This is a genomic window from Agrobacterium leguminum, from assembly GCF_015704895.1.
Classification (GTDB): domain Bacteria; phylum Pseudomonadota; class Alphaproteobacteria; order Rhizobiales; family Rhizobiaceae; genus Agrobacterium; species Agrobacterium leguminum.
This window is the reverse complement of sequence record NZ_JADQWB010000002.1, coordinates 229,965-243,223: the sequence shown is the minus strand read 5'-3', so window position 1 is coordinate 243,223 and position 13,259 is coordinate 229,965. Positions and strand designations below refer to the sequence as shown.

The 13,259-nt window shown below is 59.0% G+C and carries 11 protein-coding genes and 1 tRNA gene; 7 read left to right on the top strand and 5 right to left on the bottom strand.

The annotated features are described in order from the left end of the window. Positions 1–55: 55 nt before the first annotated feature. From I3J13_RS04085 to I3J13_RS04060, 6 genes are all read left to right on the top strand, one after another. Positions 56–1,111: an ABC transporter ATP-binding protein gene (locus tag I3J13_RS04085; protein WP_196378070.1), complete on the top strand. Its 1,056-nt coding sequence runs from the start codon at positions 56–58 to the stop codon at positions 1,109–1,111. Between the two features lie 149 nt (positions 1,112–1,260). Beyond that, entirely contained in the window at positions 1,261–2,277 is a 1,017-nt protein-coding gene (locus I3J13_RS04080; protein WP_196378069.1) for an extracellular solute-binding protein, read from the top strand. A gap of 73 nt (positions 2,278–2,350) precedes the next feature. After that, the gene (locus I3J13_RS04075) at positions 2,351–4,027 is read left to right on the top strand and encodes an ABC transporter permease (RefSeq protein WP_020810553.1); all 1,677 of its coding nucleotides are present in this window, start codon (positions 2,351–2,353) and stop codon (positions 4,025–4,027) included. Between the two features lie 179 nt (positions 4,028–4,206). Next, the gene (locus I3J13_RS04070; RefSeq protein WP_196378068.1) at positions 4,207–6,396 is read left to right on the top strand and encodes a TonB-dependent siderophore receptor; all 2,190 of its coding nucleotides are present in this window, start codon (positions 4,207–4,209) and stop codon (positions 6,394–6,396) included. Between the two features lie 109 nt (positions 6,397–6,505). Next, positions 6,506–7,387, top strand: coding sequence for a helix-turn-helix transcriptional regulator (locus I3J13_RS04065; protein ID WP_196378067.1), 882 nt, complete (start codon positions 6,506–6,508; stop codon positions 7,385–7,387). Positions 7,388–7,516: 129 nt separating this feature from the next. Continuing rightward, positions 7,517–7,909: a PRC-barrel domain-containing protein gene (locus tag I3J13_RS04060; RefSeq protein ID WP_020810556.1), complete on the top strand. Its 393-nt coding sequence runs from the start codon at positions 7,517–7,519 to the stop codon at positions 7,907–7,909. 95 nt (positions 7,910–8,004) lie between these two features. Here the strand turns inward: I3J13_RS04060 and I3J13_RS04055 are convergent, their stop codons facing one another. The 4 genes from I3J13_RS04055 to I3J13_RS04040 form a co-directional block, all read right to left on the bottom strand. After that, positions 8,005–8,247 carry a DUF982 domain-containing protein gene (locus I3J13_RS04055; RefSeq protein ID WP_003519998.1) on the bottom strand — a complete coding sequence of 81 codons (243 nt, stop codon included), beginning with the start codon at positions 8,245–8,247 and terminating at the stop codon, positions 8,005–8,007. Positions 8,248–8,564: 317 nt separating this feature from the next. Beyond that, entirely contained in the window at positions 8,565–8,723 is a 159-nt protein-coding gene (locus I3J13_RS04050; protein ID WP_020811433.1) for a YqaE/Pmp3 family membrane protein, read from the bottom strand. Positions 8,724–9,526: 803 nt separating this feature from the next. Further along, a tRNA-Thr gene (locus I3J13_RS04045) sits at positions 9,527–9,602 on the bottom strand. Positions 9,603–9,738: 136 nt separating this feature from the next. Beyond that, complete coding sequence (locus I3J13_RS04040) at positions 9,739–10,701, bottom strand: NAD(P)H-dependent flavin oxidoreductase (RefSeq protein ID WP_020811427.1); 963 nt, start codon at positions 10,699–10,701, stop codon at positions 9,739–9,741. A gap of 255 nt (positions 10,702–10,956) precedes the next feature. Between I3J13_RS04040 and I3J13_RS04035 the strand changes: the two genes are divergently transcribed. Beyond that, positions 10,957–12,102 carry a hypothetical protein gene (locus I3J13_RS04035; protein ID WP_196378066.1) on the top strand — a complete coding sequence of 382 codons (1,146 nt, stop codon included), beginning with the start codon at positions 10,957–10,959 and terminating at the stop codon, positions 12,100–12,102. Positions 12,103–12,150: 48 nt separating this feature from the next. On the opposite strand, the gene ppk2 is transcribed toward I3J13_RS04035, so the two are convergent. After that, a complete protein-coding gene (ppk2, locus tag I3J13_RS04030; protein ID WP_196378065.1) occupies positions 12,151–13,032 on the bottom strand; it encodes a polyphosphate kinase 2 in 882 nt (293 codons plus the stop codon). Positions 13,033–13,259 lie beyond the last annotated feature (227 nt).

Below are 13,259 nucleotides of genomic sequence, written 5' to 3'. Positions count from 1 at the left end.
CTTTAATCCTGATTTGAGCGATCAACATAATTCGCAAAGCAGGGCAGGATTGGAAATGGCAGGCAGGGCAGCGCTTGAACTGAAATCGGTCGGGAAGAGATTCGGCGAGACGGAAGTGCTGTCCGATATCGATCTTTCTGTCGAACGCGGCGAAATCATTTGTCTGGTGGGACGCTCCGGCTGTGGAAAATCGACCCTGCTGCGCATCGTGGCGGGCGTGGAGACACCGGACCATGGCAGCGTTTCCCTGAACGGCGCTGTCGTTGCCGGTCCCGCTGTTTTCATCGAGCCGGAAAAGCGCAATATCGGTTTTGTCTTTCAGGATTATGCGCTGTTTCCGCATCTGACTGTTGAGCAGAATGTCATGTTCGGTCTTCGGTCTTTGCCGAAGGTGGAAGCCCGCCGCCGCGCCGTAGAGATGATTGAACATGTTCACCTGCAGGAACTGGCGAAACGTTATCCGCATACGCTTTCGGGCGGCGAGCAACAGCGTGTGGCGCTTGCCCGCGCGCTTGCCCCACAGCCGGGCCTGCTCCTGATGGACGAACCCTTTTCCAATCTGGACAGGGGATTGCGCGACAGCGTGCGCGAGGAAACGCTCGGCCTGTTGCGGCAACTGGGCACGACGGCGATCATGGTGACGCATGATCCGGAAGAGGCGCTTTCGGCAGGCGACCGTGTGGTTCTGATGCAGCGCGGGCGCATCGTACAGAGCGGCACGGGTTACGAAATCCACGATCATCCCAAAACCCGTTATGCCGCCGATTTTTTCTGCGCCTTCAACAAGATCGAAGGCCGGGTAAGACAGGGCCGCGTCGAAACGCCGCTCGGGCTTCTGGGCGATGCGTCCGATCTGCCTGACGGTCTCGCTGCCGTTGCCTATGTTCGCCCAAATGCGATTTCGATCATCGAGGACGGTGCGGCGAAAGAAGGAATTGCCGGCGAAATATCGAGCCGTGTGTTCCTCGGGGAGATCGAGCAGCTTGGCATAGCCGTGCCTGGACTGTCAGCCGATCTGCGTGTCAGGACGATGCAGCGCACACCCGCCCGGACGACGGCGGTGCGCTTCGGTATCGATCCCAAGGGAGTGCTGATATTTACTGCAAGTTGAGTGAGCGGATTTGTATGTTTATTTCCGCTCCATTTTCAACTCTTGGTGATCGAATCCGCGCGAAAAACAGAGAAATAAAACTTGATTTGGGTCATCAGGTATGATGTCTGCTCCCTCTATATTGCCGCTATCGGAGAGGGAGACAAAACATGACGAAATTTACCAGATTTGCCCTGCTTGCCAGCACGGTTGCCTTTGCGGCCGGAACGGCCAGCGCCGCGGAACTCAACATTTACACCACCCGCGAACCGGGCCTGATCCAGCCGCTGCTGGAATCCTTCACTGCCTCGAGCGGCGTCAAGGTCAACACCGTGTTCCTGAAGGACGGTCTTGCCGAGCGCGTTCTGAGCGAGGGCGCAAGCTCGCCCGCCGACGTTCTGATGACGGTGGATGCCGGCAACCTCGTCGATCTCGCTGAAAAGGGTGTCACCCAGGCGGTGGAATCCGAAACCCTGACCAAGGCCATCCCGGCTGAACTTCGCGACGCCAAGGGCCATTGGTTCGCGCTCTCCATGCGCGCCCGCGTTCTTTATGCGGCGAAGAATGTCGATCTCGCCTCCTTCAACTATGAAGATCTGGCGGATGCGAAGTGGAAGGGCAAGGTCTGCATTCGCGCCGGCCAGCACCCCTATAACACGGCGCTCTTTGCCGACTACATCGCCCATTACGGCGCTGCGGACACCGAAAAGTGGCTTGCCGGCGTCAAGGAAAACCTCGCCCGCAAGGCAGGCGGCGGCGACCGCGACGTTGCCAAGGACATCCTCGGCGGCATTTGCGATATCGGCATCGCCAACTCCTATTATGTCGGCCTGATGCGCTCGGGCAAGGGCGGCGAGGAGCAGGTGAAGTGGGGCGACGCCATCAAGGTCGTTCTTCCGACCTTCAAGAATGGCGGCACGCAGGTCAATATCAGCGGCGCGGCTGTGGCCAAGAATGCACCGAACAAGGCGGAAGCCGTCAAGCTTCTGGAATATCTCGTCTCCGACGAAGCCCAGAAGATCTATGCTGAAGCCAACTACGAATATCCGGTCAAGCAGGGTGCGGCTCTCAACGAGATCATCGCTTCCTTCGGCACGCTGAAGATCGACAACAAGCCGCTGACGGAAATCGTCTCGCACCGCAAGCAGGCGAGCGAGCTGGTCGACAAGGTCGGTTTCGACAAGTAAGGGCCAATCAGCGATAACATGGTGGAAGGCGTTCGCATTTGCGGGCGCCTTTCCGCGTATTTTCTGAAAGCACATGAATCCAGACGCCATCCAGCCATTGACACCTCGTGCCCGAGCCAGGTTTTCATCCTCCTTCTGGTGGCTGTGCCTCTCCGTGCTGGCGGTTTGCGGCGCCATGGTGCCGGTTCTGGCGCTTGTATCGCAGGCGTTGCAGGGTTCTGAAGGCCTGTGGGCGCATCTCGGCTCGACCGTGCTCTGGACGGCGCTTCCGGATACGGCGATCCTTCTCGCCGGGGTCGGGCTGCTGGCCGGTGTCGTCGGAACCTATGCCGCCTGGCTGGTCACCGCCTATGATTTTCCCGGCCGCAAAATATTGGAATGGGCGCTGCTGCTGCCGCTGGCCATGCCCACCTATATCGTCGCTTACGCCTATCTGGATATTCTGCATCCCATCGGACCGGTGCAGGGTGCAATCCGCTGGCTGCTCGGTTATTCCAGCCCGCGCGAATTTCGTCTGCCGGACATAAGGTCCATGACGGGCTGCATTGTCCTTCTCGGCTTCGTGCTGTTTCCCTATGTCTATATTCCCGTCCGCGCCATGTTCCTGACGCAGGCGGGCAACCTGCTGGAAGCGGCACGCACGCTCGGCGTTTCCAGACGCGCGGCTTTCTTCAAGGTGGCAGTGCCGCTGGCGCGCCCGGCGATTGCGGTCGGCATCAGCCTTGCCCTGATGGAAGCGCTCAACGATATAGGCGCATCGGAATTCCTCGGCGTCCGCACGCTCACCGTTTCCGTCTACACCACCTGGGTCACGAAATCAGACCTGCCGGGTGCGGCGCAGATCGCGCTCTCCATGCTGTTCATCGTTGTCGCCCTCGTGGCGCTGGAGCGCTGGGCGCGGCGCAAGCAGCGTTATGCGGTTTCGGCGCAGAAAAGCAGGGAACTGGAGCCGCTGCGGCTCAACGGCCTGAAGGGCTGGGCCGCTTTCGTACTCGGCGGCCTGCCGGTCCTGATCGGCTTTGTGGCACCCGCCAGCTATCTCGTCATCGAGGCATGGAAACGGTTCCGTTTCAGCGGCCTGTCCGCCCGCTTTGCCGATGAAGCTCTGAACACCATCGTCTTTGCCGGACTGGCGACGGTTATCACCCTTATCCTCGGCCTTGCGGTTGCTTACGCCATGCGCCTTGCACCGGGGCGTCTCTCGCTCTGGTCCTACCGGCTTTCGACGGTCGGATATGCGGCCCCCGGCACGGTCATCGCCATCGGCGTGCTGATCGCGCTCGGCGGCTTCGACCGGTTTGTCGACCAGACCATGCGTGATTGGTTCGGCATCTCTACCGGCCTCATCTTCATCGGCAGCGGTGCCGCGCTGATCTATGCCTATTCGGCGCGTTTCCTCACCATTGCGGCGGGCGGTGTGGATGCCGGCCTCAGCCGTATCCCGCAATCCTTCGATCACGCCTCGCGAACGCTCGGGCGATCCGCGACGCAGACATTCCGCCAGATTCATCTGCCGCTATCCAAGGCGTCGCTTGCGGCAGCGGCGCTGCTGATCTTTGTCGATTGCGTCAAGGAGCTTCCCGCCACGCTCCTGTTGAGGCCGCTGAATTTCGAAACCTTCGCTACCCATCTTTATGGCGAAGCGGCGCGCGGCACCTATGAGGAAGCGGCAATCGCAGCGCTGGCAATCGTCGTCATCGGCATGCTTCCGGTCATGCAGCTTGCAAGGATCGGCCGGCGCAAGGGCTGATATCGAAGCCCTGTCCGATAAATGACGGGCGCAAAACTGTGCGAGAGGCCAATAAGCTTCAAATCCCGCCAGAAAACGACAAGCATCCTGCCTTAATCCTGATGTAAATACTCAGCTTAATTGAGGTGCCGCGGCCTGTCGAATTTGGACATCGGCCGCGATCTGTTTCGGGGCATATCTTGAAAAATTTGCATGGGATGTTTTTGAGCCGTCTGGCTTTGGGCACGGCCGCCGTTGTTTTACTGGCGCCAGCGATGGGCCACGCGCAGGATACGACCGTTCTGCAGCAGATTACCGTTGAAGGGCAGGGCGCGGAAAACGCGACGGGTCCGGTCCGGGGTTATGTTGCGAAGAAAAGTGCGACCGGTTCGAAAACCGAGACGGAAACCAGGGATATTCCGCAATCCGTATCGGTCGTCGGCCGCCAGGAAATGGATGACCGCGGCGCGGTGACGAAAATCGACGAGGTACTGCGTTATACCCCCGGTGTGACGGCGGAGCCCTTCGGCACGGACCCGGATACGGACTGGATTTACATCCGCGGTTTTCAGGCCACCCAGACCGGCGTGTTTCTGGATGGTCTGAACCTGTTCAGCTACGGTTTCGGCGGTTTCCAGATGGATGCCTACGGTCTGGAGCGCGTGGAAGTTCTGAAAGGCCCCGCCTCGGTGCTTTATGGCGGCGCCAATCCCGGCGGTATCGTGCAGATGGTCCGCAAGCGCACGCAGGATGAGCCGGTGCGCGAAACGGAAATCGGCATCAATAATTTCGGCAATGCCTTCTTCGGCTTCGATCTCGGCGACAAGGTCGATAGTGAAGGCGTGTGGAAATACCGCGTCACCGGCAAGGTCACCGGCGGCGACAATTACACCGATTATTCCGAGGATTTGCGCGGCTTTATCATGCCGCAGATCACCTTCGAGCCGGAAGCGCAGACGAGCGCCACGCTCTACGGCTATTTCTCGGCGCTCGATCAGGTTCATATCGGCAACGGTTTCCTGCCCTATGTCGGCACGGTGGTCGACGCGCCCTTCGGCAAGCTCGACCGCAAGGCCTTTTATGGCGAGCCGGATATCGACAATGGCCGCGTCTACCAGTCCATGGTGGGTTACGAGGTCAGCCACGAATTCGACAATGGCTGGAAGATCAGCCAGAACGCCCGTTATGGCCACCTCTACAAGCACGAAACCGGACCCTATGCCGGCGGTTGGGCCAATACAGATGCAAACGGCCAGCCGATCCTCGATGCCACCACCAACGACTATATGCTGACCCGCTTCGGTTACGATGGCGTGTCGAAAGTCGACAGTTTCGGCGTGGATAACCGGGTCGAAGGCCAGTTCGATACCGGCGCGGTCAATCACTCGCTGCTCTTCGGTCTCGACTATAAATATTACCGGCTGGATCAGGTGCAGGCCTGCTGCGGATCGAATGCAATCGGTGCGCTCAATCCGGTCTATGGCTCGACGCAGGGAACGAATTTCGTTTATGCCGACAATATCGTGACCCAACAGCAGATCGGCATCTACGCGCAGGACCAGCTGCGTTTCGGCGATGGCTGGCTGGTCACGCTGAATGGCCGTTACGACTATGTCGACACCGAGCTGAACAACAGGCTCCCTGCGGGCATTTCCCGTCGCTCGAATGACGATGCGCTGAGCGGCCGCGCCGGTCTCGCCTATGAATTCGACAATGGCCTGACACCCTATGTCTCGGCGGCCACTTTCTTCAATCCGCTCATCGATACGCTTGCGGATGGCACTCCCGCTTCGCCGGAAGAGGGACACCAGTTCGAGGCCGGTATCAAATATGAGCCGACCTTCTTCGACGGCAGCATCACGGCCTCCGTCTTCAAGCTGGTCAAGGACAATGCCATCGTTTCCTATACGGCCGGCGGCGTGACCACGAGCGGTCAGTTCGGGCAGGTGGAATCCACCGGCTTCGAGCTGGAGGCCAAGGCCAATCTCAGCGAGAACTGGAAGGCGCTCGCCTCCTATTCCTATACGGATCTGGAGATTACCCGCGATGCCAATCCCAATCTGATTGGCAAATCGCCATGGATCGTGCCCGCCCACACCGCCTCGCTGTGGCTGGACTATGCCTTTACCACGGACGCGCTGGAAGGCCTCAGCCTCGGCGGCGGTGTAAGGTATCAGGGCAAATCCTGGGCGGATGAGGCAAATACGCTGCGCGTTCCGGATGCCGCCGTCTTCGACGCCGCAATCCGCTACGAGAAGAACGACTGGACCGCATCGATCAACGTCGCCAATGTCTTCGACAAGGAATATGTGAAGAGCTGCGCCGGCGTCTCCGTCTGCGGCTGGGGCGATAGCCGCACCATCACCTTCAAGCTTTCCAAGAAGTGGTAAGGCTTGGCTGAAGGCCGGCAGTTGCGGGGAAAGCAGTTTGCCACTATAAACATGAATAGATTTATCATGTTTATAGTGGCGCCATGGCGCCCTGCGGGATCGAGAGGCCATGGCTTTCCGCGTGCGGATGGAAAATGAGATCGAGGGCTTTGCCGTCATCGGCGGGCCGCGCTCGCGGGTCTGGAACGGCATCGTCGCCGATCTCTGGGATGTGCGTTGCGCCCCGAAGGCGGGCGGCCGTTATGTCGGCAAGGATCCGCGCTTCGTTTTCCTGCTGGACATGGACGGGACGGATGACGGCCGGTTCATGATGAACCGCTGCCGCCGCGACAATTACGGTTCGTCAAAGGCGAACCGTATTTCCTTCGTGCCTGCCGATCTGGATGTGCATGCCGAACTGAGCAACGTCTCCTTCGTGCGCCACCTCGATCTGCATTTCGATGCGGGATTGCTGGGTGCCCGGCTGGTGCAGGGCTTCGATCCGCACAGCCTGCTCGATCCGCATCTAATGTTCGAGGATGAGCGCCTGCTGGCGCTGGCGCGACTGATTGCCGCCGAATGCGATAATCCCGATCCGCTGCATGACCTTTATGGCGAAAGCCTCGTGCTGGCGCTATTGACGGATTTCCTGAAAGTGAAACGGGAGTCGGTCAAAAAACGCAGCAAGCTCGCCGCCTGGCAGTTGAGGGCGGCGACGGATTACATCCGCGAACATTGCCTGCGGTCGATCCGGCTGGAGGAGCTGGCGGAACTCACCAACCTGTCGCAATCGCATTTCAGCCATGCCTTCAAGGCCTCCACCGGCGTGCCGCCCCACCAATGGCAGATGCAGGCGCGCATCGATCGCGTCAAGGAACTGATGATGCGGACCGACATGGCGCTGACCGACATCGCCATTGCCGCCGGGTTTTCGGATCAGGCGCATTTCTCCCGCGTCTTTCGCAAGATGGTCGGTGTTTCTCCCTCCGTCTGGCAGAAAATTCGCCAATAAAGGCGCGTTTTCGTTCCATTCTCCTTCAAAAAATTCCCACCGCAGCGCCTGAGACGCCGCGGAACGAATTGTCCGTCGAGGTGTTTACCAGACGTGACACAAACGAGGAAAATCAAGGAGGAAAGGCACATGATGCATCAGGAACCCCGCGCCGGACAGGACCCCTATGTCAAGGATACGCCGAGCCTGATCGCCAGCGACAAGGTGGAAGGCACCCGTGTTTACGGAGCCGACAGCAAGCATATCGGCTCGATCCAGCGCATCATTCTGGAAAAGCGCGGCGGGCGCGTGGCCTATGCGGTGTTGAGCTTTGGCGGCTTCCTCGGCATCGGTGACGACTATTACCCGCTGCCCTGGGAAAAGCTGCATTACGACGAAGAACTCGACGGCTACCGCATCGATCTCACCAAGGAAGAGATCGAAAACGCGCCGCACTTCGCCAATCTCGATGATAACGACCTGCTGAACGCCAAGGACCGCAAGGTCTACGATTATTACGGCGTCGCACCCTATTGGATGTAAGGCCCAGGGAAAAAGCGCTTCCGGCTGTTTGATCACCGAAAGCGTCGCAAATAAAAGAACGGCTCCTTTTCAGGAGCCGTTTTCTTTTGAGTGCGTCAATGCGGGTTTTTCTGCATCTCGGAAACCGCATCTGTGAAGCACTTTCGTGCTTCTTCGGGCGATTTACGTCCGTCAAGGGCGGCACGGCAGGCGCTTCTCGCTCTCACGAAGCTCAATCCGCCAATTTTGGGCCAGCCTTCGGTCAATAATGTCAACGCTTCGAAGGGGCCGGCGATGACACTCTTGCCATTCGCCTCGAGATTGACCTCGACAGGCTCTGTCCATCTCTCGTTCTTCATCGTGCACCTCCCAGAGCAACGCGATCCCGAAATACACCCGACAGCGAAGCAACCCATGAACGCAGCCGTGTGTCACTGCTGCTTAGGATATGCGCAAGCGATCGAATTGACAACGGGGATCAGCGGAAGCCGAAAAACGACAGGATCGCCAGAACGATGACGACGAGGCCGACGATGTAGATGATCTGGTTCATGATTTTCTCCTTGGCTGGTGTCATCACCATAACGTGAGGGAGAAGACGAGGTTCCAGCAGCCAATAAGAATTTAATCACGTACTAAAATGTTGCGGACGTCCCATCGCCGATGAGAGCGGATATCACCTCCGCAGGATCACCCAGATCGCGTGGATAATGCCGGGAACATAACCGCACAGCGTCAGGAGAATATTCAGCCAGAAATGCAGGCCGAGCCCGACCTGAAGAAACACGCCGACGGGCGGAAGGATGATGGCGATCAGGATACGAATGACGTCCACGATGACAGGCTTTCCAGTTGTTTATGACCTGCCGGAGAACGTGTGGTGGGCGGTTTGGTTTCAAGTGACCGTCTTTTACGGTGACTAACAGGCGTCGGGTTTAATTTTCGGAAGCCGCAGAAGCCTGGGCGGTGAGTTCGCCGTAGCTGCAAAAGCACCGCCGCCTTGATAATACAAGGGAAAACACAGACTATCAAAATCTGTGATAGGGCTGAGAAAGCCGATCGCTTCGGTCAGTCCGGATAAATTGCCCGACCATTCGGCAATATGACCGGCGCGTTGCGTACATCGCGGCGACCTCCGCTGCTAGGCTCCGTCCGGGGCTGTGGCGGCTGTGGCCGATTGCGCCATTCGCTTACGCTCCGGTCCTGGCCCCGGTCCCTGTCGCGTCGATCCCGCCACTCTCTTCGTTCTCCCCAGTAACGGCGGTCGTAATCCCGGTAGTAGCGGTCGCGATCATAAGATCGATAGTACACACCGGTCGTATAGTAGCCCCCCGTGCGATAGCCGGGATCATCGACGCATCCGGTCAGAACGCCTAGCGACACCAGACAAATTGCTGCGCTCAATAGCTTCATGATTTCTGCTCCCAATAACGGACTCAAACGCGTGATGAAGTCCGCGGTTCCATTGGCGAATACCCTGAGGCAAGCGCTCTTAACCGGACCTGAACAGGCAAGCGGCGGCTCAATTCAGCGGCAAGATAGAGATGTCGTATCGAGGGCCATCACGTTGCGACGACGCTCCATAAGGCCGCCCAAGGCAATGATTGGCAATTTTGAAGTTGATTGGGATTTGGAAAATGGTGCCGCTTACGTGACTCGAACACGTGACCCCGTCATTACGAATGACGTGCTCTACCAACTGAGCTAAAGCGGCCCGATTGTGACCCGTTTGTTGCGGATCAGCTTCATGGCGGGCTGATACAGGCAATGCTGACGGATTTCAAGCCTTGAATGTGCTGGTTTTGAAATTTCCGCAAAAAGCTTTGCCTGTCCATTGTTTGCCGGAGACTTCAGCCTTTCCCGCAGATGCGCTTTTTGGCTGTTTCATATTCATTTGCCAGACGATCGACGAGCGCCGCCACCGGTTCCACCGCCTTGACGGCGCCGATGCCTTGCCCCGCGCCCCATATGTCTTTCCAGGCCTTCGCGCCGCCGGAGACGGTTTCGAAGTCCATTTTCGAAGGATCGGCTTCGGGCAGATTGTCGGGGTCCATGCCGGAGGCGACGATCGAGCTTTTCAGGTAGTTGCCATGTACGCCCGTGAAGTAGTTGGAATAGACGATATCCTTCGCCTGCGCGTCCACAATCGCCTGCTTGTAGCCTTCGGAAGCGCGCGCTTCCTCGGTGGCGATGAAGGGGGAGCCGATATAGGCCATATCCGCGCCCATGGCCTGCGCTGCGAGAATGGAGCCGCCATTGGCGATGGCGCCGGCCAGCAGCAGCGGGCCGTCGAACCATTCGCGGATTTCCTGAACGAGGGCGAAGGGCGAAAGCGTGCCCGCATGTCCGCCGGCACCCGTCGCCACCGCGATAAGCCCATCCGCGCCCTTGCGAATGGCGGAGCGGGCATGGCGGTCGTTGATGACGTCATGCAGCACGATGCCACCATAGGAATGCACGGCCGCATTGACCTCCGGCACCGCGCCAAGCGAGGAAATCACCACCGGCACCTTGTATTTCACGCAAAGGCCGAGATCGTGTTCCAGCCGCCGGTTGGACATGTGCACGATCTGGTTGACCGCGAAGGGTGCCGCCGGGCGCTCGGGATTGGCCCGGTTGTGAGCGTCAAGCTCCTCGGTGATCATTGCCAGCCACTCGTCGAGCTGGCTTTCGGGCCGCGCATTGAGCGCTGGGAAAGCGCCGATGACGCCGGCCTTGCATTGCGCCAGCGTCAGCTGCGGATGTGAAATGATGAATAGCGGTGATGCTATGACCGGAAGACGCAGATTGTCTTTCAGCACGGACGGTAGCATGTCTCCTCCCACGAATTACGTTTACGCGCACGTAAGTCAATATCGCGTTCAGCAGCAGATTGAAAGCGAAAACAGCGTGGCATTTGCCTCTCGAATCTGCGTTCGTAGCGCCACAATGAATTGATTTTCCCCAAGGCAATCCGGTCTTTATCACAAACGATGCTTGCGGAGGGGCGGTATAGCCGTTACCGAATCGTGAACCCATGGCGCAGCGCCGCATATTTTTTGCAAAGCGCAATAGAACAAGGATCGGTCGTGAGCGGACTGGAAACGGCAATCAGAAATGCTCTGGAAAAATCGGACAGATCGAACGCCGAAGTTCGTGCACGGATTTACCAATCCTCCCGCCAGGCACTGGAAGCGGGCCTGCGCAAGCAGGGCATAGACGATCCGCAGGTTGTCTCCCAGCAGCGCCAGCGGCTTGAAGGCCTGATCCACCAGATCGAGAATGAAGAGCGCAACCGGCTTCTGGACAGGGTGGAGCAGCAATTGCGCCCGCCCGCACCGGAAAGTCCGGCGCAGGACGATCACTCGGTCGATCCCGTTTCGCAGCCGTCCCACCACGGCGATATGGGTGTTGAGCCGGAGCTGCGTGGTGAAACGCGCGATGTGCGGCCGGGCGCTGCCGCTGCTCCGGAACCGCTGAGTGCGGGGCAGCGCAATGGCAAGCCGCCGAAGAGAAGCTCTCGCGCGGGCGATGCTTCGCTTGCCTTCCGTCCGGAAGGCGCGGTTGGCCGCCGCAAGCGCCGGGGGCTTTTCGCCAGGCTTTTCATCTACGTGACGCTTCTGGCCTTTATCGGTTTCGGCGCCTGGTGGGTCTATTCCTCAGGCCTCCTGCTGTCGCCGGAGCAGCGCGATACCAGCGTGCCCAATCCGCCGGCGCAGGTGCAGGCGGAGGATTTCAACGGGACGGAGCCCGCGCCGAGCCTTTCCGCCGGCCGTGGTTTTTCCGATGACTGGGTGGAAGTCTTCAATGCGGAGCGTGGCAGTTCCGGTGTTTCGGCCGGCCCGCGTGCCAATGTCGAAAACATCGCCACACCCGCCGGCAAGGCGATAAAGGTGACCTCGAGGAGTGTCTCGCAGGATGGCGCCGTCAGCGTCGAGGTTCCGGTGGAGGTGATGCGGGATATGGCGGGCAAGTCCTCCACTATTTCGATCACGCTGCAATCCTCCAGCGACCGGCAGACCCAGGTGTCCGTCGCCTGCGATTTCGCGACATTGGGCGATTGCTCCCGCCACCGCTTCACCGCCACGGCCGAGCGCGCGGACATGCTGCTGAACACGACATTCGAACGATCTCTCGCCCCCAATGCGCCGGGCAGGATCTTCATCAACAGCGACATCGATGGCAGCGGCCGCCCGGTCAATCTTTATTCCGTGCGCATTCTGCCGGGCCAGTAAGGGAAAACAGGCGTCTCGAATGGAGGCGCCTGTCAGCGTCTCCCGGTCCTATTTGAGAAAATCCGGCCCCGATCCCAAAATCTTGTCGTCGATTTCGCCGATTGCCTTTTTGTCCTTGCCCTCATAATCGAGCGCAAGAAGAATGTGACGGATGAGGTTCATCCGCGCGCGGCGCTTGTCGTTGGCGCGCACCACCGTCCAGGGGGCGGCATCGGTGTGGGTCTTTTCCAGCATTTCGTCGCGCTTCTGCGTGTAGTCGTCCCATTTCGTCAGCGCGGCTATGTCCATATCCGAAAGCTTCCAGCATTTCAGCGGGCTGTGGCGGCGGTCATGGAAGCGTTCGATCTGCGTTTCGCGGCCGATGTCGAGCCAGAACTTGAACAGATGAACGTCCTCATGGACCAGCATCTTTTCCAGGCGCGGTGTTTCCTTGAGGAAACGCTTGTGTTCCTCCGGCGTGCAGAAACCCATGACCGGCTCTACGCCTGCGCGGTTATACCAGGAGCGGTCGAAGAGAACGAATTCGCCGGCGGTCGGAAAATGCGAGATATAGCGCTGGAAATACCATTGGCCGCGTTCGGTTTCCGTCGGTTTGGTCAGCGCCACCACACGGGCATAGCGGGGGTTGAGATAGGCCCGGGTCGCGAAGATCGCGCCGCCCTTGCCCGCCGCATCGCGGCCCTCGAAAACCGACATGACCCTTTTGCCGGTGGCCTGCAGCCAGAACTGCACCTTGACCAGCTCCACCTGCAGCGCCTCGAGGGCGCTGTCGTAGTCCTCCCGCTTCATCTTCTTGTCGTAGGGAAAATCGCCTGCGGAAAGTTTCTTTTCCTCAACCCAGTCAGGAAGAACCGGATCGTCGATGTCGAAGCTGCGCAGTTTGCCGCCAATGGTGATCTCGACCGTCCGCTTCTTCGTTTCTTCGCCCATGGTTTCCTCCGGCTGTTGTTGTGTAAAGGCAACTCGACGCCAATGAGTTCACATCCATTGCCAGAATTCAAGTGAAACAGGACCGCTTGACCGGGGTGCGGCGGCGGCAGCGATTGCGGCGTCGATTTTGCGCATATACGTTGTGGAAAATGCGCGATGATGAATCTCTGTCATGAAGCTGGCCTATGAGATTTCGATGCGCTGTCAGATGAAAGTGGAAAGAGCAG